The sequence below is a fragment of the Mesorhizobium sp. f-mel genome (assembly GCF_053850215.1).
This window is the reverse complement of sequence record NZ_JBSPTO010000001.1, coordinates 92,210-112,752: the sequence shown is the minus strand read 5'-3', so window position 1 is coordinate 112,752 and position 20,543 is coordinate 92,210. Positions and strand designations below refer to the sequence as shown.

General features: G+C 60.9%; 19 protein-coding genes and 1 pseudogene. 10 read left to right on the top strand and 10 right to left on the bottom strand.

All coding sequences use genetic code 11. From position 1 onward, the window contains the following. Nucleotides 1-100 precede the first annotated feature (100 nt). On the top strand, nucleotides 101-922 hold the full coding sequence (locus ACWUKX_RS00565) for a tetratricopeptide repeat protein (protein WP_095517160.1): 822 nt from the start codon (nucleotides 101-103) through the stop codon (nucleotides 920-922). A gap of 114 nt (nucleotides 923-1,036) precedes the next feature. Here ACWUKX_RS00565 and ACWUKX_RS00560 read toward each other — a convergent pair whose 3' ends face one another. The 9 genes from ACWUKX_RS00560 to ACWUKX_RS00520 all read right to left on the bottom strand — a co-directional run bounded on the left by ACWUKX_RS00560 (nucleotide 1,037) and on the right by ACWUKX_RS00520 (nucleotide 10,129). Continuing rightward, nucleotides 1,037-2,053 carry a type II secretion system F family protein gene (locus ACWUKX_RS00560; RefSeq protein ID WP_456002911.1) on the bottom strand — a complete coding sequence of 339 codons (1,017 nt, stop codon included), beginning with the start codon at nucleotides 2,051-2,053 and terminating at the stop codon, nucleotides 1,037-1,039. Nucleotides 2,054-2,065: 12 nt separating this feature from the next. Continuing rightward, on the bottom strand, nucleotides 2,066-3,079 hold the full coding sequence (locus tag ACWUKX_RS00555; protein WP_456002909.1) for a type II secretion system F family protein: 1,014 nt from the start codon (nucleotides 3,077-3,079) through the stop codon (nucleotides 2,066-2,068). 29 nt (nucleotides 3,080-3,108) lie between these two features. Then, complete coding sequence (locus ACWUKX_RS00550; protein WP_456002907.1) at nucleotides 3,109-4,617, bottom strand: CpaF family protein; 1,509 nt, start codon at nucleotides 4,615-4,617, stop codon at nucleotides 3,109-3,111. A 29-nt stretch (nucleotides 4,618-4,646) separates the two neighbouring features. Continuing rightward, nucleotides 4,647-5,930, bottom strand: coding sequence for an AAA family ATPase (locus ACWUKX_RS00545; RefSeq protein ID WP_456002905.1), 1,284 nt, complete (start codon nucleotides 5,928-5,930; stop codon nucleotides 4,647-4,649). A gap of 34 nt (nucleotides 5,931-5,964) precedes the next feature. Next, nucleotides 5,965-6,708, bottom strand: coding sequence for a CpaD family pilus assembly protein (locus tag ACWUKX_RS00540; protein WP_456002903.1), 744 nt, complete (start codon nucleotides 6,706-6,708; stop codon nucleotides 5,965-5,967). 14 nt (nucleotides 6,709-6,722) lie between these two features. Next, nucleotides 6,723-8,255 (bottom strand): type II and III secretion system protein family protein, encoded by a 1,533-nt coding sequence (locus tag ACWUKX_RS00535; protein WP_456002901.1) that lies wholly within the window; start codon nucleotides 8,253-8,255, stop codon nucleotides 6,723-6,725. Further along, nucleotides 8,252-9,064, bottom strand: a complete 813-nt coding sequence (gene cpaB / locus ACWUKX_RS00530) for a Flp pilus assembly protein CpaB (protein WP_455838386.1) — start codon at nucleotides 9,062-9,064, stop codon at nucleotides 8,252-8,254. Before cpaB ends, ACWUKX_RS00535 begins: the two co-directional genes overlap by 4 nt. A gap of 224 nt (nucleotides 9,065-9,288) precedes the next feature. Further along, nucleotides 9,289-9,807, bottom strand: coding sequence for an A24 family peptidase (locus ACWUKX_RS00525; RefSeq protein WP_456002899.1), 519 nt, complete (start codon nucleotides 9,805-9,807; stop codon nucleotides 9,289-9,291). Between the two features lie 151 nt (nucleotides 9,808-9,958). Then, complete coding sequence (locus ACWUKX_RS00520) at nucleotides 9,959-10,129, bottom strand: Flp family type IVb pilin (RefSeq protein ID WP_456002897.1); 171 nt, start codon at nucleotides 10,127-10,129, stop codon at nucleotides 9,959-9,961. A 352-nt stretch (nucleotides 10,130-10,481) separates the two neighbouring features. Here ACWUKX_RS00520 and ACWUKX_RS00515 point away from each other — a divergent pair, with 352 nt between their 5' ends. The 3 genes from ACWUKX_RS00515 (at nucleotide 10,482) to ACWUKX_RS00505 (ending at nucleotide 12,272) form a co-directional block, all read left to right on the top strand. Next, nucleotides 10,482-10,904: a pilus assembly protein N-terminal domain-containing protein gene (locus ACWUKX_RS00515; protein WP_456002895.1), complete on the top strand. Its 423-nt coding sequence runs from the start codon at nucleotides 10,482-10,484 to the stop codon at nucleotides 10,902-10,904. Between the two features lie 152 nt (nucleotides 10,905-11,056). Next, entirely contained in the window at nucleotides 11,057-11,614 is a 558-nt protein-coding gene (locus ACWUKX_RS00510; RefSeq protein ID WP_456002893.1) for a TadE/TadG family type IV pilus assembly protein, read from the top strand. Between the two features lie 37 nt (nucleotides 11,615-11,651). After that, the gene (locus ACWUKX_RS00505) at nucleotides 11,652-12,272 is read left to right on the top strand and encodes a TadE/TadG family type IV pilus assembly protein (protein WP_456002891.1); all 621 of its coding nucleotides are present in this window, start codon (nucleotides 11,652-11,654) and stop codon (nucleotides 12,270-12,272) included. On the opposite strand, the pseudogene ACWUKX_RS00500 reads toward ACWUKX_RS00505, so the two are convergent. Beyond that, a pseudogene (locus ACWUKX_RS00500) lies at nucleotides 12,224-13,183 on the bottom strand (phosphate/phosphite/phosphonate ABC transporter substrate-binding protein). The gene ACWUKX_RS00505 and the pseudogene ACWUKX_RS00500 overlap by 49 nt on opposite strands. A gap of 182 nt (nucleotides 13,184-13,365) precedes the next feature. Here ACWUKX_RS00500 and ACWUKX_RS00495 point away from each other — a divergent pair. The 6 genes from ACWUKX_RS00495 (at nucleotide 13,366) to dnaN (ending at nucleotide 20,527) form a co-directional block, all read left to right on the top strand. Next, complete coding sequence (locus ACWUKX_RS00495) at nucleotides 13,366-14,604, top strand: phosphopentomutase (protein WP_456002889.1); 1,239 nt, start codon at nucleotides 13,366-13,368, stop codon at nucleotides 14,602-14,604. Then, nucleotides 14,597-15,505: a bifunctional DNA-formamidopyrimidine glycosylase/DNA-(apurinic or apyrimidinic site) lyase gene (mutM, locus tag ACWUKX_RS00490; protein WP_456002887.1), complete on the top strand. Its 909-nt coding sequence runs from the start codon at nucleotides 14,597-14,599 to the stop codon at nucleotides 15,503-15,505. The genes ACWUKX_RS00495 and mutM overlap by 8 nt, the downstream gene beginning before the upstream one ends. Before the next feature lie 101 nt (nucleotides 15,506-15,606). Then, nucleotides 15,607-16,380, top strand: a complete 774-nt coding sequence (locus ACWUKX_RS00485; protein WP_127211873.1) for an enoyl-CoA hydratase — start codon at nucleotides 15,607-15,609, stop codon at nucleotides 16,378-16,380. Between the two features lie 181 nt (nucleotides 16,381-16,561). Continuing rightward, nucleotides 16,562-16,828: a 30S ribosomal protein S20 gene (gene rpsT, locus ACWUKX_RS00480; RefSeq protein ID WP_029356919.1), complete on the top strand. Its 267-nt coding sequence runs from the start codon at nucleotides 16,562-16,564 to the stop codon at nucleotides 16,826-16,828. Nucleotides 16,829-17,744: 916 nt separating this feature from the next. After that, nucleotides 17,745-19,217 carry a chromosomal replication initiator protein DnaA gene (dnaA, locus tag ACWUKX_RS00475; RefSeq protein WP_456002885.1) on the top strand — a complete coding sequence of 491 codons (1,473 nt, stop codon included), beginning with the start codon at nucleotides 17,745-17,747 and terminating at the stop codon, nucleotides 19,215-19,217. Nucleotides 19,218-19,408: 191 nt separating this feature from the next. Beyond that, the gene (gene dnaN, locus ACWUKX_RS00470) at nucleotides 19,409-20,527 is read left to right on the top strand and encodes a DNA polymerase III subunit beta (RefSeq protein ID WP_065005876.1); all 1,119 of its coding nucleotides are present in this window, start codon (nucleotides 19,409-19,411) and stop codon (nucleotides 20,525-20,527) included. Nucleotides 20,528-20,543 lie beyond the last annotated feature (16 nt).

Genomic DNA, 20,543 nt, shown 5'->3' with positions numbered 1-20,543 from the left:
TCGGCGCTTTTTAACTGTCCGTTAGGGTTAACAGAATATTTCTGCGGGAGGGAAGATGGCCACGTAACGGCCACGTTTACGAATGGAGGCCCTGGTGCAGATGCCGACCAACCGCATGACGAACGCCACGGGGAAGCGGCTGATCACCACGGCGTTCATAATAGCGCTCGCTGCAAGCGTTGCAGGCTGCGGGACCAGCAAGCTGACGACCGGCTCGATCGGACGCACCAGCGGAAAACCACTGGAAACCATGTCGGCCGGCGAGTTGCACAAGGCGACGATCGCGCTCGGTCAGTCCTACGCCAAGAACCCCAACGACAAGCGGATCGCGACGAATTATGCCGCGGCGCTGCAAATGGATGGCGACGTCGACCAATCGCTCGCTGTGATGCGCAAACTGGCGATCGCCCTGCCGAAGGACCGCGACGTGCTCGCCGCCTACGGCAAGGCACTGGCCGCCAACGGGCAGTTCGAGCCGGCGCTCGACGCGGTGCGCCGCGCGCAGACACCGGAATATCCCGACTGGAAGCTGGTATCGGCGGAAGCCGCGATTCTCGACCAGCTTGGCCAGAGAGACGAGGCGCGCCAGAATTACCGCAAGGCGCTTGACCTCAAGCCGAACGAACCTTCAATCCTTTCAAATCTCGGCATGTCCTATGTGCTGGAAGGTGATCTGCGCACGGCCGAAACCTATATGCGCTCGGCCGCCCAGCAGCCGAACGCCGACAGCCGCGTCCGCCAGAACCTGGCGTTGGTCGTCGGCCTGCAGGGCCGCTTCGACGAAGCCGAGAAGATCGCCTCCCAGGAGCTTTCGGCCGAACAGGCGCAGGCGAACGTGACTTACCTTCGCCAGATGCTCGCCCAGCAGAATGCCTGGAGCCAGCTCAAGGACCAAGACAAGGCAAAGCCTGCCACCAATTGACCACGCCGGCTTTGCTCAAACCTGCCAGTTCCCTCAGCTCATCGATATGCTTGAAACACAAAGCCGCGTTGCATCAGCACCGCGGCTTTCGCATGTGTTGTCGCCTTGGCGAGGCTATTGGCTGCTCGACGTCGGCTGGTCGCCGAAGATGCCGCGCTGGCTCACCTGGATGCCGGCGGGGCCTAGAATGATGGCAAACAGCACCGGCAGGAAGAACAGGATCATCGGCACGGTGAGCTTCGGCGGCAAAGCCGCGGCTTTCTTCTCGGCGGCGTTCATGCGCATGTCGCGGCTTTCGCCGGCAAGCACGCGCAGCGCATGCGCCACCGGCGTGCCGTAGCGCTCGGCCTGCACCAGCGCCTGTGACACCGACTTGACCGACTCCAGGCCGGTGCGGCTTGCAAGGTTTTCGTAAGCCTGCTTGCGTTCCTGCAAGTAGGAAAGCTCGGCATTGGTCAGGATGAACTCTTCGGCAAGTGCCACCGATTGCGCGCCGATCTCGTCCGCGACCTTACGAAACGCCGCCTCCACGGACATGCCGGATTCGACGCAGATCAGCATCAGATCGAGTGCGTCCGGCCACGCCATCTGGATCGACTGCTTGCGTTTGGTGGCGCGGTTGTTGACATAGAGCACCGGCGCGTAAAAACCCGCATAGGCGACGACGATACAGACGAACAATTTGATGACAGGCGGCTGCTCCGGCAACCCCCCGAGCACGAACAGATACATCGCGGCCAGCGCAAAGCCGACAAAGGGCAGGACCAGACGGAAGAAAAGAAACCGCGTCAGCGGATTCTGCCCGCGAAAGCCCGCCACCTTGAGTTTCTGCAAGGTGCCTTCATCGGCCAGGGCGCGCCTCAGGTCCAGCCGGTCGACAATGTTGCGCATGCCGATCGACTGTTCCTCACGCAGGCCCTTGCGGCGGCGATCGGCCTCGATCGCAAGCCGCGCACGCTGCTTGGCGCGCAATTCGTCGCGCTCCAGCGCCACGGATTTCATGCGCGCCTTGAGCTGGTTTCCGCCAAAGGCAGGCAGCAGCGTAAAGACGGTCGCAAACACCGCGATGCCAACCAGCAAGGCAATCAGGAACGCCGGGTCGGTAAGGGTTTTGACGACGTTCTCAGTCATGCGCTCGAAATCCTAAACTTCGAAGTTCATCATCTTGCGCATCACCAGGATGCCGATCCCCATCCAGACCGCCGAGCAGCCGAGGATCAGATTGCCGGCGTTGGTGGTAAACAGAGGCATGATGTAGTTCGGGCTTGTCAGGTAGACGAGAAAGGCGACGACGAAAGGCAACGCGCCGATGATCACGGCGGACGCCTTCGCTTCCATGGACAGCGCCTGGACCTTGGCCTTCATTTTCTTGCGGTCGCGAAGCACGCGCGAAAGATTGCCCAGCGCCTCGGAAAGATTGCCGCCGGCCTGGGACTGGATCTGGATGACGATGCCGAAGAAGCTCGCTTCCGTGCACGGCATTGTCTCAGCCATGCGCATGCTGGCGTCGGGGATCGACAGGCCCATCTGCTGCGAATCGACGATGCGGCGGAACTCGGTCTTGACCGGTTCAGGGGATTCGTTGGCGATCAGGCGGACGGCGTCGTTTAGCGGCAGGCCGGATTTGACAGCACGCACGATGATGTCGAGCGCGTTCGGAAATTCGTTGAGGAATGCCTTGACCCGGCGGGCGCGGCAAAACGAGACGAACCAGCGTGGCAGGCCGAGAGCACCGACCAGCAGCGCACCCGGCAAGACAAACAACGGCGCGCCGATGAAATAGGCAAGAAACGTCAGGGCGACGCCACAAACCGCCGAGTAGAGATAGAAGCGCTCAAGTGAGAACTTCATGCCCGCCTGACGGATCTGAGCCTTCAGTGGCGGCTTTTTGACGATGCTCTGGTTGGTTTTTTGCTTCTGTTCGAGATCCTTCAGCGAATCCTGGACCGATTTTCGCCGCTTGGCCGCTTCCGCCATGCGATCGCGCGAGGCCTTGACGACGGCACCATCCGTCTCGGCGGTCTTGATCGTTTCAAGCCGCCTGCCGACTTGCTTCTCGGTGCTGATCCGATTGAACAGAAAAGCATAGGTGACCGCGCCGGCGCTGAAGCCGGCGAGCACAATGAATGCCAATACGGTGCCGTCAATTCCGAACATCGATTCCGGCCCTTACGCTTCCAGACACATCAGTCAGCGCGTTTCTCCATCGCCTCGAGCGCATTGGCGAGGCGCTGTTCCTCGCCATAATAGCGGGCGCGCTCCCAGAAGTGCGGGCGACCAATACCTGTCGACACGTGCTCACCCAGCAGCCTGCCGTTCGCGTCTTCGCCCTTTATGTTGTAGAGGACGATGTCCTGCGTGATGATGACGTCGCCCTCCATTCCAATCACCTCGGTGATGTGGGTGATGCGACGTGATCCGTCGCGCAGGCGTGCAGCCTGGATGATCACGTCCACCGAACCAACCACGATCTCACGCACGGTTTTCTGCGGCAGCGTGTAGCCGCCCATAGCGATCATCGATTCCATACGGTTCAGGCATTCGCGCGGGCTGTTCGAGTGGATCGTGCCCATCGAGCCGTCATGGCCGGTGTTCATCGCCTGCAGAAGATCGAACACTTCAGGTCCGCGCACTTCGCCGACGATGATGCGCTCGGGCCGCATGCGCAGGCAGTTCTTTACCAGGTCGCGCATCGTCACCTCGCCCTCGCCCTCGAGGTTGGGCGGGCGGGTTTCCAGACGCACGACATGCGGCTGCTGCAGTTGCAGCTCGGCCGAGTCCTCGCAGGTGATGACGCGCTCCTCGCGGTCGATATAGTTGGTCAGGCAGTTGAGCAGCGTCGTCTTGCCCGAGCCGGTGCCGCCTGAAATGACGATGTTGCAGCGGACGCGGCCGATAATCTTGAGAATCTCGGCGCCGTGCGGCGAAATGGCGCCGAACTTGACCAGCTGATCGAGCGTCAGCTTGTCCTTCTTGAACTTGCGGATGGTGAGCGCTGTGCCGTCGATGGCGAGCGGCGGCGCGATGACGTTGACGCGGGAACCATCGGGAAGACGCGCGTCGCAGATCGGGCTCGATTCATCGACGCGGCGGCCAACCTGGCTGACGATGCGCTGACAGATGTTGAGGAGCTGCTGGTTGTCGCGGAAACGAATGCCGGTCTGCTCGACCTTGCCGTTGACCTCGATGTAGACGTTCTTGGAACCGTTGACCATGATGTCGGCGATGTCGTCGCGAGCGAGCAATGGCTCTAGCGGCCCGTAACCCAGCACGTCATTGCAGATGTCCTCGAGCAGTTCTTCCTGCTCGGCAATCGACATCGCGAAATTCTTGATCGCGATGATGTCGTTGACGATGTCGCGGATTTCCTCGCGTGCGCTTTCGGGATCGAGCTTGGCGAGTTGCGACAGGTCGATGGTGTCGATGAGCGCGGCAAAGACCTGGCTCTTGGTGTCATAGTAGGTTTCGCTCTTTTGGCGCTGAACCTTTTTCGGCTCCGGCGCCAATGGCGGCGCCTCGACCGCACGGCGCACGGGCGGCGGCGCGGCAGACGCGCCAAGCGACGGCGGCGGTGCGGGCCTGGCAAGAACCGCCGTTTCCGCAGGGTTTGCCGCCGGCGCGGCAGGCGCAGGTGCCGGCTGACGGAATTCCGGGGTGAACCGGCTGCCGTCGTCGCTGCCTCTTTTACCAAACATGATCGATTACCAATTCCGCTCCGGAAGCATCACTTCTTGCTGCGCGAGAGCTTGCCAAGGAAATTGCCGAGGCCAGCTTTCTTTCTTGCCTTGATTTCGCTGCGACCGGTCAGCACATGCGCAATCTCGTTGACCGTGCCGACAACCGGGTTCTTGGCATCCATTTCGCCGAGCATGCGCCCGTTGTTGGCGGCGTTTCCGAACAGCAGCGGTTCGAAAGCAATGACCGACATCGGGGACAGGCCGAGCGAATCGGCGAAGTCGGATGACGAAATCTCCGGACGCTTTGGCACGCCGGCCTGATTGATGATCAGCTTCGGCGGCGGATCGTTCGGGCGAAGCCGTTTGAACATGTCGACCAGATTCTTGGTGTTGCGCAGATTGGCCAGCTCCGGCGTCGCCGTGATCACGATCTCGTCGGCCTTGACCAGTATGTTCTTGGTCCATCCCGTCCAGACGTGCGGAACATCGAGCACCAGAAGCGGCACGCTGCGCTGCGCCGTGTCGATAAGCTGCGTGAAAGCGTCGGGATCGAAATCATAGACCCGCTCGAGCGTTGAAGGCGCTGCAAGCAGCGACAGATGCTGGGCGCACTGGGCAAGCAGCCGATCAAGATAGACCTCGTCGAGGCGCTCCGGTGAGAAAACGGCTTCGGCAATGCCTTGCGCGGGATCCTGATCGAAATTGATGTTGGCCGTTCCGAAAGCCAGGTCGAGATCGGCGACAACCACTTCGGACTTGAACAGCGACGACATCGCCCAAGCCACATTGTGGGCAAGGGTCGAGGAGCCGACGCCACCCTTGGCGCCGATGAAGGCGATCGAGCGGCCGATCGGCTCGGCTTCCGGATCAACGAAAATCGTCGATATCACGCTGACGATATCGGCCATCGACACCGGCGCGATGACATATTCGGAAATGCCGGAGCGGATGAGCTCGCGATAAAGCCCGACGTCATTGTAGTGGCCGATGACCACGACCTTCGAGGTCGGATCGCAATATTCCGAGAGCTGCGTTAGCTGCTCGAGCAATTGCGTCGGCTCGCTGCGCGATTCCAGCAGGATCAGGTTCGGTGTCGGCGCCGATTGGTAGAATTCGATGGCGGTGGCGATGCCACCCATATGGACCTTCAGATGGGCCTTCGCCATGCGACGATCCTCGGCGGCGCGCTCGACCGGGTTGGCAACGCCCTCGGTCTCGCAAAATGCCTGAATCGAAATGCGCGGAATCGGCCGCAACGCCTGCATCGCGGCGATGTCCTGCTGCGAGGTTTCGCCGCCATCTACAGGAGTGTCGTAGGCAAGATTGCTCATCGTCATTTCTTTCCGTGACTTGCGCGGCTCAAGCTCAATACTCAACTTCCGAATTGCCGAAGAACTCTTCCGAAATGCCTCTCTGGCGGTAGACGTCGATCACCGCGCCGCGATTTTCCGCGTCGATATCGGATTGTTTGCGCGGCCCGATCAGATCGGCCGGATTAGCCATCTGGGCAGCAAGATTGTTCTGATACGAGCAGCCGAAATCGGCGTAGTGCTTGTTTTCCGATGTCTGCAGCAGGTCTTCGGGCCAGCGTCCGCATCTGTCGGTCTGCGCCTTCACCGAGACATAGGCGACGCGGATCGGCGCGGACGCTTCGGCCGAAACCGACTGGTAGGTGGTCATGACGATCCGGTTCCGGCTGATGCCGCTGGCAATCGCAAGTCTGGCGAAATCGCGACCGGCCGCGATCGCGGCGATCTCGTTGGCCGAACCGCTCGGGATCGAAATCGTAAGGGTCGGAGCGGCGCTCTTGTCGTAGCCATCCAGGAAGCCCAGAAGGGTGTCGCGCTGAGAGCCGGTCATGCCGCGATCGCCGGCGCCGACCGGAAGGTCGATCTTCAGGTTCTTCTCAGCAATCACGATCGGATGGGTGGTGCGATAATCGTCCGGAACGGCGCCGACCGTGATGCTGTCCCGCTTGAGATCGGCGCAGCCAGCCAGCAATGCCGCGACCGCAACCGCCAGGACCGGAATGGCTGGCCTGTAGATACGCGAACGGCCGGACCGCATCGCTGCGGTGTTCGTCCTTGCCTTCAACGCTGACTGAGACATGTCCGCTTCCCCGCTTACTTGTAGATGAAGCCGACAACGCCGTGGTAACGGCCGTTGGGCTTGTCGGTCTGCATGGTGCCGTAGACGCGATTGACACGGCCAAGGAACATGCCGGCGCCATCGCTGGCGGCGTTGAAATTGTCGTCCGGCTTGGCAAGAGCGTTCCGCGTCACCGGCTTCACCAGGTAGGGCGTGATGATGATGACGAGCTCAGTCTCGTTGCGGACGAAGTCCCGGCTACGGAACAGCGTGCCAAGCACTGGGATCTTGGTCAGCCCGGGCAGCCCGGCGACCGCCTGCCGGATGTCGTCACGAACCAAGCCGGCGATCATCATCGAACCTCCGGAAGGCAGTTCAACGGTGGTGTCGGCCAGCCGCTTGCGGATCGACAGCAAAGTGGTGCCGGGCAAATCACCGGCCGCTTCGAGCACTGTGGCGCCTTCCGTCGTAGGCTCCGAAACCGACGTCCTCACTTTAAGGCTGATGCGGCCGGCCGAGAGCACGACAGGCTGGAATTCGAGGCCAATTCCATATTCGAGCTTTTCGTTAGTGTAAGTAACCTGGCCCGTTTGATTGTCGCTTGAAACGTTGTTCGTTCGGCTTGTGATTAGATTGAATTCACCGCCGACTTTGAACGTCGCTTTCTCTCCCGAGACCGCGGTCAGTGTCGGTTCGGCCAGCGTCTTCATGACACCGCTTTGCTCCATGGCGTTGATGTACGCTTGAAGCGCCGAGGTGCCGATTGAAAGTCCCGAAAATTGCGACAGGGGTTTTCCCAGTCCGTATGCGGGGCTGGTCAATGCGCTCCAACTGATGCCATTGCTGTCGCCGTTTCCGATCAGGTTGACGCCAAGCTGCTTCATCACCGAGCGGCTGACTTCCGCGACCGTCACCTTTAGCGTCACCTGGTCGTCACCGATGATCTGCAAGAGGTTGACGATCTTGCTGACACGACGCTCGGAATCCGGATTGTCGATGTCGACACCGGCTTCGGCCGAGCCGCCAGAGGCGGTCTGCGAATATTGTCCCGTGGTCGCTTCGCCGCCGGACACGAAGATGGTGGCCAGATCGACCGCGCGCTTGGCATCCAGGGGAGTGTCCACGGTTCCGGTCAGGACGACGTTGTCGTTCAGCAATTCGACAGTGATGGTCGATGATGGGATGAAGCGCCTGATATAGTCTTCCAATCCGGCGACGTCGCGTTCGACTGCCAGATCCAGGCTGACGATCTGTTCGCCATTGGGGCCGAAGACGAAGATGTTGGTGTCGCCCACCGCCTTTCCGAACAGATAGATGCGCCTGGCGGTGCGGGTCACCGCATCGGCGACCGCCGGGTTGGCGACGAGAATATCATAGGCATCGCTCGGCAGGTCGATGACCACCGATTTGTTGAGGCCGAGCTTGACGCGCTGGGTGGCTGTCGTAGCCGACACCTCGGCCTTCCTGCCTGCCGCATTCGCCTCGACGGGGCCTTGCGCATTCGTCCCAAGGAGGAACAGGCCGATAGCCGCAGCCAGGGCGACCGGCAGTCTAGCGTTTAGCCTCATTGCCTTGCCCCCACTTCGGAAACTTCGCCTGACTTGATCAATCGTACTGTTCCGCGCCGCCCATTGCCGGACACGAGATAATCGGCCTCGCCCAGATTCTTCTCCTGGGTGTCGCTGATCGACCGCAGCGCCAACGTCAGGCGATCCGCCATCTGCTGGGCGACGGTGATGATTTCCGCCTGCTGCGGTGTCAGCTCCAGCGTCGCGGTCTGGCCGACCCTGGTCCTCTTGCCTTCCTCGTCCTCCTGGATGGTCTGGTCGATCGCCAGGACGCGTATGTTCTTGAGGATGGTTTCGGTCGTAAAACCGCTGCCGCCGCCCGCGGCATCGGCTCTGCGGGTCATGATGACATCGACGAAATCATTGGGAAGAATGAAGCCGCCGGCCGAAGTGTCGGCCGATACGGCTGTGGCGACGGCCCGCATGCCGGAGGGCAGGATCGACGACATGAAGCTCTGTCCCTCGCCGATCAGCTTGGACCGCCGCAGTGGCTCGCCGGCATACATCGCGACACGGGCGACGCCGCCTTTCAGCTTCTCAAGCGCATCGGGCTCCGCGGCGCGGGTGATGAAATTTGCGTTGACGCCGTCGGCCGGCCAGGACTGCCAGCTGATGTTGTTCTCGAGCGGGCTGCCCATCGGAACGTCGCCTGTCAGGACAAGCACGTCCTGCAGCGCGATTGCCGGCGCCGCGGGGCCGGAATCGACGATTTGAGGCGGCGGAGCCGCCACCATGTTTTTTGCAACATATCCTGCGCCACCCGCCGCGGCCACCGCCACGCCTAGAATGATCAGTCGGGATGCTGGCATCTGTCCGAACCTCGCCTTGGCAAACCACGTAACCAAGCCGGACCTTGCAGCGGCAATCGTCAAAACAAGGTTAATTTAATACTTACGATCGTGATTAATTTAACGTTTACATAAATTTGAGGCATCGCTCCGTACCGCAAAAAAAAGGCTGCCAAGCTGCCTGCTTCAACGCCAAATCGAAGAATTGTAGGCATGGTCTGACGAGAAAATGTTGGCGGCGAGAATCAGACCGCCAGCCTTGCAAGTGCCCACGCCATCAAGGGCGAATTCGGAAAGGTGAGCAGGCCGCCGATGCCCAGCGCGATGCCATAGGGAACGCCTGATGTCTCGTCGGCGAAATGGCGTAAAAACGGATTATGGCTTGTAACGGCGGCAAGCGGCGATTTCCGATAGACGAGGATTGCGAGCGTCAGCAGGCCACCGATGAATGTCGAGACCACGAGATATTGGATGAGATGGACATTGAGTCCCATCCACACGGCAGTGGCGGCCAGCAGCTTGGCGTCGCCGCCTCCCATGCCGCCGAGCGCGAACAGACCGAAGGTCACGGCGAGAACCAGGCCACCGGCGGCGAAATGCCAGCCATAGGTTGCCCAGTCCATTCCCGTCAGCGGCGCGACCAGGGCGAAGACTGCCACAAGCAGCACCGGCACGCGATTGGCGATCGTCATCGACAGCATGTCGGAGATCGCGGCGAAAAGCATGCAGAACGGAAAGACTACGAAGATCAGGGCTTCAAGCATCTGCGCGGGCCTATGGTCAACTATGCCTAGCCCAGCTTAGACATGTTCGATTAACGATTGATGAGACTGCGAGCTGAAAATCTGCGTACGACGAAACAGGGCCGCCAGTGAGGCGGCCCTGTTCTGGAAAACGACAGGACGTCGTGATCTGTTACGAAGCGTTGACCGAAGTGGCGATCCCGTTGAACTTCGCGTTCAGCGCGTTGCCCAGCGAGCCGGCGCCGACCATGATGGCGAGCGCGATGAGAGCGGCGATCAGACCGTATTCGATAGCGGTCGCGCCGGATTCGTCCTTCACAAAACGTGCAATGAGATTAGACATTCGAGAGCTCCTACTCCACGTGTTACAGCAGTTCCGTCAACTTCTCTTGGCGGCTGATCGGATACTGCCAATCTACGGAGAAGCTCTTTCGATCGGCTTAATAAACAGCCTTACCGATTCCTTTCCGGCTTCGAAGACATTGCGTGGTTAACCGTAAACTAAGTGACGCTATGGCCCGACAGGCACGTCAAGGGCCGCGAAAGGCGCAATTTAGCGATTTGGGATAAGGGCGGCCCGCTGCAGGCGATCACGATTCCGATCTCGACATCATCACGGCACTTCTCCGATTAACCGTTGGTTCACCAATCTCGTTCATGTTCCATTGAGCAGTTTGCCGCCGTGGAGCGCTTCAATGACCGGGCCGAGATCGTCCTTTCCGATTGCCGCGCTCCTTGCCGCCACGGCCTTTGTCGTGCCGGTCAAGGCTGGCGCCGGCATCGAGGTCACGATGAACCAGGCGAAGATCGTCAAACTGTCGAGCGCCGCCGATACGATCGTCGTCGGCAACCCGGCGATCGCCGACGCCTCCGTGCAGGATGCTTCGACGATCGTGCTGACGGGCAAAGGCTTCGGCGTAACCAACCTCGTCGTCCTCGATCAAGAGGGCCGTCCGATCGTCGACGAGCAGATCACTGTCGTGCGGCAGGACGCGTCGTCGGTGCGCATCTATCGGCGTGCCGAAATACAGACCATGTCCTGCACGCCGTATTGCGAAAGCTCGTATAAAAGCGATGCGGAGAAGGCCTCGGAAGCCGAGATGAGCGCCGGCCGGTAACGAGCGGATTGTTCTCACCCCGCTGAAATGCCGCTTCGGTTATCGGCCTGTTAAAACCTTTCCCTCGAATTTAACGATCATACAAACCGCACTTCAATGGGTTTCCGCTAATATTCCCTCCGACACCCCTTCAGGATCGGCAGACACGGGACATGATCAGAGCAGGACTCGCAGGCTTTTCCGCGCGCTTCCTTGGCGACCGGCGCGGCAGCACGGCTTTGGAGTTCGCGATGCTTGCCGTGCCATTTGCGCTCCTCATCTTTGCCATAATGGAAAGCTGCATTTCATTTGCCGGGCAAGAGGTGATGGCCAACATCACCGACGATGTCGCGCGCCAGCTACGGACGGGCCAGGTAAGGCAGGCCGATGTGACCGAGGCCACGCTGAAGACCATGATCTGCAGCCGACTGGAGATCATGGTCGCCAAGGACTGCCCGGGATTGGAGGTGGACCTGCGCGAGTATCCGACCTTCGCCGCCGCGGCCCAGGCGGGCTTCAAGATCCAAGACCGCGAAATCGTTCTGACCGGCACGGACCCCGCGGCTTTTACGGTATCCCCGGGCTTGGCTGAATCAATAAACATGCTGCGGGTTTTTTACAAATGGCCCGTCATGACCGATTTCATGGCCAAGTCGATGGCCAATCTGAACGACGGCAACACGTTGCATTTCGCATCGGTGACCTGGCAGAACGAGCCGTTCGACAATTGAAAACGCACCGTTGCGTGGGTGGGAAAAGGACGGAGGCATGGGGCGTGCGGGGGCACATATGAGGATCGCTGGGATATGCACGAAAACCATCCGGTTCTGCTCCGATCGCCGCGGTGTCGCGGCCGTTGAGTTTGCCTTCATCGTGCCCGTCCTGCTGATCATGTACTTCATGACCATGGAAGCCTCACAAGCCATCGAGACCAGCAAAAAGGTCAGTCGCATCGGCAGCATGGTGGCGGATCTCGTTACCCAGCAGCAGACCATCACGGCAGCCGATCTCGATGCGATCATGCAGATCGGCAACTCCACCCTTCGGCCGTACAACCGATCGACCCCGGAAATCATCATCACCGCAATACAGGTCACGGACGAAACGACGCCGAAGGTGCTGGTCGTGTGGTCACGCAAGATGGTCGGTAGCGCCTTCAGCGCCGCCACCGCCAAAAACTCAATCACCAAGGTTCCACCGGCGCTCGAGATCAAGGGCACCTTTCTCATTCGCGTCGAAAGTAATCTCGCATACCAGCCGATCATCACCTGGTCGGTGGACAGTGAGAAGCGGCTCGGATTGAGTTCGGCTTTCGACTCGATATCGATGGGCGAAACCTATTATCTCAGGCCCCGCAGGAGCCCGACGATTCCCTGCAGCACCTGCTGAAACGACCGCGCCCCACTCCGGCCGCCATGGCTATCGGCCGTTGCCTGACACCAGGCGCACGATGGCTGCAGCCATCGCGTAATCCTTCGGGCCAGCGACGGCGAAGCCGCCGGAATGTTTCGATTCCAGAAGATCGTAGACATCCGGCGACATCGATCTGAGATTCATGAGAAACACGGTGAGCCGCCGTTTGGCTTCGGGACCGAAATCGCTGCGGACGGCATGGGGACCATACCGCAGCAGGCCGGACGTCCACACGACCTGAAGTGCTGCTTTCGAAAGCCCTGTCATTTCCAGCCTGGCGACGTGCCGCCCGCAACATCCGGCTGGCCATCGGCCACCGCCGGCATCCAGCCGAAGATGGCATCGGCCTCGCCATCGACCAGCATCGTTTCAGCCGCCGCAGCCGAATTGGCGTGCGTCAGAAATGGCGCATCCTCGGCGATCTTGACGCCTTCGGCGGCCAGCCCGGCAAGCGGCAAGAGAACCGCCGACACTGTCCGGAGGCACCATGGCGACCCGATGTGCCTCCATCGCGGCCAGATCTGGGACCTTGCCGTCCCGCGTCAGCAAGACGGATCGGATGCCGATCACGCCGTCGGAATCGACAGGCGCCACAAGAGGCTCGACGCATTCGCAACGTTCGGATGCGATGGCGTAGGCGGTCGCCGAATAGACCGCATATTCGATGTGGACGTTGGCTTGCGCCTCGATCAGCGCCGCGTAGTCGCGGAAACGACAAACTCCACCTTCATGCCGAGCGCCTTGGTGTAGGCGTCCGTCAACAGCGCCAGACGCGGAACGGTGTTGCCGGCGCCGGGTTCGGCGACGATGCCGACACGAAACGTGCCGATGTCATCCCGCCAATCGGCGCGCACCGGGTTTGACCAGGCCGCACCCAGCAGCGTCATGATGGCTGCGGAGGCCTTCAAGGCATGCCTGAGTTCCCTGCTGGTTTTCGTCGATCCACGCCGATGCCGGCATTTCGACACATCTCAACTATCGCGCCAAGCCGTCTGCTTCCGAATTGCCAATGGCGGCGCGGCCCCCTATGTCTGGGCGGACAGACAAACGATAATAATGAATCCCTGCAATGGCGCGCGCCTTCCTTTTTGTTCTCGATTCCTTCGGCATCGGCGGCGCGGCCGACGCTGAGCGCTATGGCGACACCGGTTCCAACACGTTTGGGCACATCGCTAGAGCCTGCGCCGAAGGCCGGGCGGATCGCGAGGGGCTGCGCAAAGGCCCGCTTTTCATACCCAACATGCTCTCGCTCGGCCTGGGCCACGCAGCGAAAACCGCGACAGGATTCAGCATCGACAGCGGCGGCGAGGCCCATCTCGCCTCCGCCTTCCATGGCGCGGCGCAGGAGATTTCGAGCGGCAAGGACACGCCATCAGGCCATTGGGAAATCGCCGCCTTGCCGGTTCGCTTCGACTGGGGCTATTTCCCGGACACGGTTCCCGCCTTTCCAGCCGAACTGACCGAAGCGATCATCCGCGAAGGAGAGGTGCCGGGCATTCTCGGCAATTGCCATGCCCCGGGCACTGAGATCATCGAGCGTTTCGGGGAGGAGCATATCCGCACCGGCAAGCCGATCTGCTACACTTCGGTCGACTCCGTCCTGCAGATCGCCGCGCATGAAGTTCACTTCGGCCTGGAACGGCTCTACGAATTCTGCAAGGTGGTGCGCAGGCTGGTCGATCCGCTGAACATCGGACGGGTGATCGCGCGGCCCTTCATTGGGGAAACCGCCGCCAGCTTCGAACGGACGCACAGCCGCCGGGACTATTCGGTGCCGCCGCCTGAACCGACCCTGCTCGACCGGTTGACGGCGCGCGGCAGCCGGGTCATCGCGGTCGGCAAGATCGGCGACATCTTCGCCCATCGCGGCATTTCGGAAGTGCGTAAGGCCGCCGGCAACATGGCGATGTTCGACAAGGCGCTCGGCGCGATGGCTGACGCGGGCGACGGCGATCTCGTCTTCGCCAATTTCGTCGATTTCGACACAGAGTTCGGCCATCGGCGCGATGTTGCCGGCTATGCCGCCGCGCTCGAGGCCTTCGACCGGCGGCTGCCGGAGGCGCTTGCACGGCTGAGGCAAGGCGACCTTCTCATCCTCACGGCAGACCATGGTAACGATCCGACCTGGCACGGCACCGATCATACACGCGAACGCATTCCGGTGATCGGCACGGGACCAGGTTTTGGCGGCGACATTGGGCTCAGAACGACGTTCGCCGACATCGGTGAAACCGTCGCCGAGCATCTTGGTCTGGCACGCGGCCGTCACGGCACCTCCTTCTATGCATCGATATGCGGCCATGCCTGAGTTGCCTGAGGTCGAAACGGTGCGGCGGGGCCTGCAGCCGGTTCTGGAAGGCGCCCGTATCGCCCGCGTCGAGGCACGCCGGCCCGACCTGCGCTTTCCGTTTCCCGAAAAATTCTTGGAGAGGCTGACCGGCAAGACAATTACAGCGCTCGGCCGCCGGGCCAAATACCTGACGATGCACCTGAAAGGCGGTCCGGTGCTGATCTGCCATCTCGGCATGTCGGGTTCGTTCCGCATCGAAACGTCCGATGACAGCGAAATGCCCGATAGCAGCGAAATGTTGGGTGCGTTTTATCACGAGCGCTCGAAAAGCGCGGTACACGACCATGTCGTCTTCCATATCGTCTCTCCCGAAGGCACCCGGTCCCGCGTGACCTTCAACGATCCGCGCCGTTTCGGCTTCATGCTGTTTTCCGAAGGGGCACCCGACACGCATCCGATGCTCGCGGGGCTGGGCGTCGAGCCGACAGGCAATGCGTTGGACGGCGAGTTGGTCGCCTCGCTGCTGAAAGGCCGGAAGTCGCCGCTGAAGGCAGCACTTCTCGATCAGCGGCTGATCGCCGGGCTCGGCAATATCTATGTGTCGGAGGCCCTGTGGCGCGCCGGTCTGTCGCCGTTGCGCGAGGCGGGCACCATAGCAAAACCTGGAAAGAAGGCCAAACAGCAGCGCGACGCCCTGGCCGAAGCCATCCGCGCGGTGATCGCCGACGCGATCGCCGCCGGCGGATCGTCGTTGCGCGACTATATGCAGACCGACGGGTCTCTGGGCTATTTCCAGCATTCGTTCGCGGTCTACGATCGCGAGGGCGAACCCTGCTCCAAGCACGGCTGCGGCGGCCATATAGAGCGCATCGTGCAAAGCGGGCGTTCCACCTTCTATTGCCGGACCTGTCAGTTGTGAGCTAGGTGCCGGGTGTGAGCTAGGTGCCTGGTGTGACCTAGATGCCGAGTATGAGCTGGACGCCAGATGTAAGTTAGATGACCGAGTGAGGAGATACAGTCATGGCCTATGAAACGATCATCGTGGAAACCCGCGGCAAGGTCGGGCTGATCACGCTGAACCGGCCGAAGGCGCTCAATGCGCTGAACTCCCAGGTCCTGGCGGAAATGGTAGCGGCCGTGAATGGCTTCTGCGCGAATGCCGACATCGGCGCGATGGTCATCACCGGCTCCGAAAAAGCCTTCGCGGCAGGTGCGGACATCAAGGAAATGCAGGCGATCTCCTTTGTCGACGCTTATGTGCAGGACTTCTTTGTCGGCTGGGAAGAGTTCACCCGGGCGCGCAAGCCTGTTATCGCGGCGGTGGCCGGCTATGCGCTCGGCGGCGGCTGCGAACTGGCGATGATGTGCGATTTCATCATCGCCGCCGACAACGCCAAGTTCGGCCAGCCCGAGATCACGCTCGGCGTCATGCCGGGCATGGGCGGATCGCAGCGCCTCACCCGCTTCGTCGGCAAATCGAAGGCGATGGACATGTGCCTGACCGGACGGATGATGGATGCGGCGGAAGCCGAGCGTTGCGGTCTGGTGTCGCGTGTGGTGCCCGCCGTCGAGCTGCTCGAGGAGGCGTTGAAGGCGGCGGCCAAGATAGCCGATTTTTCGCTGCCGTCGGTGATGATGGCGAAAGAGGCCGTCAACCGCGCCTATGAAACGACACTGGCCGAAGGGCTGCGGTTCGAGCGCCGGCTGTTTCACTCGCTGTTTGCGCTCGATGACCAGAAGGAAGGCATGGCGGCCTTTGCCGAGAAGCGGAAGCCAAATTTCACGAACCGATAGATCGTGACGACAGCGGCCAGAAGCGAGCGACAGCAGCGGCCAAAAAGAAGGCGAAGCAGCGTTGACGCGCCGGAAAAGCTGAACTATAAGCCGCACCAACCGAGGCGGCCCTGTGGCTGCCCGTTTGTTTTTGCGCCCTGCGGCATCCCGCATGCGCTCACCAGATCAGAAGAGAGGCATCATGGCCAATACCTCCTCGGCCAAAAAGGCAACGCGCAAGATCGCCCGTCGCACGGCGATCAACAAGAACCGCCGCTCGCGCGTGCGGACCTACATCCGCCAGGTCGAAGAGGCGCTCGCCTCGGGCGATAAGGCTGCCGCGCAGGCTGCTTTCAAGGTGGCGGAGCCGGAATTGATGCGCGCCGCGACCAAGGGCGTGGTGCACAAGAATACGGCGTCCCGCAAGGTCTCGCGCCTGGCGCAGCGACTCAAGGTGCTGTCGGCCTAATATACCTTTACTGATCTTGTCCTCTTCAAGCCCGGCCGCTCGTGCCGGGTTTTTTCGTTTGCCGGCAACTACTTAAAAAGAAATCTCGCAAACGGACACTCCGCACGATTTCAATGTTCGAAATGCTTTGCCGGCATATACATGCCTGCTGATAGGCGCAGCCGCTGAAAGCGTTCACGGCGAAGATATCGGCTGTCAAAAATCAGCTATATTTTTCAATATGTTATTGACGGTCATCCACAGCTTGTTCACATCGGGCGCGGGGGATGGGGAACATTTGCCTGTCAAGAAAATTATTTCAGAAAATTTCGCGCGATGCGGCCTTTTTCATATTCGCCGGAAAAGGGTTTGAATCACAATGGCTTTGTCAAAACATGCCAGTGCAACGCAGGCTCCGAACCCGTCTGCGCTAACCACATTCCTTAAAAATCCGTTAGGCGTGGCCTTGCCCTATCCACAGCGATTTCGTTAATGTCGGTCTATCGAGAGGGACGGGCCGTTGGCCCTTAACCCAGCCTGAATCGGCCAGCAAAAAATGGCAGAATTCGTGACGTGGATCATTTCCGCGTACGGGCTTGGTTTGTCTTTTCGATACGGTAGGGGATTGGCGTAATTGTACATGGCAGATCAATAACGCGCCGGCGTTTTCGCCGGAGGGAGTTGTATGCCCTGACATGACCAAAGCGGGCTGGCTCTGATGAGGCGGCGCCGGTTCCCTGACAATGAGGCGACATCATTTGCCGGCGGCGGCGATGGTGTCGCAGCGAGGACACGGTCGCCGGAAACATGGATGCAGGAGGCGCATTCCCGGCGGAAAAGGTACAAAAGGACAAGGAACTCGATCATGCAGAGCGGCATCGAAAGGGAGCTTACGGGCGACCTCCCATTCCCTGGAACCTTAACCGAAGGGGACGATATGTCGGCTTCCATCGACGCGGAACAAAAGTTCGACCGGGTCAAGGCCCAGTTGAAGGCGCGTCTTGGAACCGAAGTCTATTCGAGCTGGTTCGGACGCATGAAGGTCGCCGAGGCGTCCCGGGGCATTGTCCGCATCTCGGTTCCCACCGCCTTCCTGCGCTCGTGGATCAACGGCCACTATCTCGACCTCATCGCCGAGCTCTGGAAACACGAGGATCCTGAAATCCTCAAGGTCGAGATCGTCGTGCGCACCGCTACCCGCCCGGGGCGCAACGGCGTCGAGCCCGAAGTGGCCCCGACGCGCAAGATGACCAGGCAAGCGCAAACGGCGCTGGCCGCGGGAACAGCAAGCCCCGGCAGGCTGGAGCGGGTACCGGCACCTCGCCCGGGAACGCCTGCAGAGACCGAGTTCCGGCACAATGTGCTCGGTTCGCCGCTTGACCCGCGCTACACGTTCGGCTCCTTTATCGAGGGACCGTCGAACCGGGTGGCGTTTGCCGCCGCCAAAGCGGTGGCGGAATCGCAGTCGAGCGCCGTACGCTTCAATCCGCTCTTTCTTCACGCGACGGTGGGGCTGGGCAAGACGCACCTGCTGCAGGCGATCGCGGCGGAATCGCTGAAGCAAAATCCGAAGTCGCGTGTCGTCTATCTCACGGCCGAATATTTCATGTGGCGGTTTGCCACCGCGATCCGCGACAACAACGCGCTGACGCTGAAGGAACAGCTACGCGACATCGACCTTCTCATCATCGACGACATGCAGTTCCTGCAAGGCAAGTCGATCCAGCATGAATTCTGCCATCTGATCAACATGCTGCTCGACAGCGCCAAGCAGGTGGTGGTCGCAGCCGACCGGCCGCCGTCGGAACTGGAATCACTGGAGCCCCGCGTCCGCTCGCGCCTCAACGGCGGCGTCGCGCTCGAAATGTCGGCGCCGGATTTCGCCATGCGCATCGGCATGCTCAAGCTGCGCCTTGCTACCGCCAAGGCCGATGATGCGTCGCTCGACATCTCGGACGAGATCCTCAACCATGTCGCTCGCACGGTGACCGGCAGCGGGCGCGAACTCGAAGGTGCGTTCAACCAGCTTCTGTTTCGCCAGTCGTTCGAACCGCAGATCACCATCGACCGCATCGACGAGATCCTCGGCCACATCTATCGTTCGGGCGAGCCGAAGCGGGTGCGCATCGAGGACATCCAGCGCATCGTCGCGCGCCACTACAATGTGTCGAAGACAGAACTTCTGTCCAACCGGCGCACGCGTACGATCGTCAAGCCGCGGCAGGTCGCCATGTACCTGTCGAAGGTGATGACACCGCGCTCCTTGCCGGAGATCGGACGGCGTTTCGGTGGCCGCGACCACACGACGGTGCTGCATGCGGTGCGCAAGATCGAGGATCTTTCAGGCGTCGACAACACGCTGGCGCAGGAGCTCGAATTGCTGAGAAGACTGATCAACGATCAGGCCTGATCGGCCCGAAAAACGCCAGCTCGCGGACTTCGCCAGTTTTATCCCCAGAAAGCCCGAGTAACCGGTCCGAACCGGTAGCGCGGGCTTGCGTTTACGGGTTTTTTCCTGTCAGTTTCTGAGCCTGTTCAGACCTTTCGCGGGTTGCCGCTTGCCGGAGACCCGCTCATTCATTCAAGCGAGCCTGTTTCGTCATGCGTGTTATCCTGGAACGGTCAAATCTCCTGAAGTCGCTCAACCACGTTCATCGCGTGGTCGAGCGGCGCAACACCATACCGATCCTGTCGAACGTGCTGCTGAGCGCCGAAGGCGCCACCCTCGAAATGAAGGCGACCGACCTCGATCTGGAGGTGACCGAAGCCACGCCCGCCAAGGTGGAGCGCGGCGGGGCGACGACGGTTCCGGCGCATCTGCTCTACGACATCGTGCGCAAGCTCGCCGACGGCGCGGAGGTCATGCTGAAGACCGACGAGGACGGCAACGCCATGACGGTGACGTCGGGCCGCTCGAGCTTCCGTCTCCAATGTCTGCCGCAATCCGATTTCCCGGCGCTTTCGGCCGGATCGTTCTCGCATATCTTCCGGCTCGATTCGGTCGCGCTCAAGGGCCTTATCGAGAAGACCCAATTTGCCATCTCCACCGAAGAGACGCGTTACTACCTGAACGGCATCTACCTGCACACGCATGACGCCGACGGCAAGCTGAAGCTGCGCTCGGTAGCGACCGACGGCCATCGGCTGGCGCGCGCCGAGATCGACGCGCCGGCAGGATCCGAAGGCATGCCGGGCATCATCATTCCGCGCAAGACGGTCAGCGAGCTGCAAAAGCTTGTCGATGACCCGGACGTCGCCGTGACCACCGAATTGTCCGACACCAAAATCCGTTTCACCATCGGCAGTGTCGTTTTGACCTCGAAGCTGATCGACGGCACCTTCCCGGATTATCAGCGGGTCATCCCGACCGGCAACGACAAGAAGCTGATCATCGACCGCCAGAGTTTCGCCGCCGCCGTCGACCGCGTCTCGACCATTTCGTCGGAACGCGGCCGGGCAGTGAAGCTTTCGATTGGAGAAGGCCAGGTCACGCTTGCGGTCAACAATCCGGATTCGGGCAGCGCCACAGAGGAACTGGCCGCGGACTATTCGTCCGACGCGATCGAAATCGGCTTTAACGCCAAATATCTGCTTGACGTCGCAGCCCAGTTGACCGGCACTGAGGCAAAATTCATGCTGGCGGACGCCGGTTCGCCGACGCTGATCCACGACATGGCCGACGAAACCACGCTCTACGTGCTGATGCCGATGCGGGTATAGGCCCGAACGAGGCCAT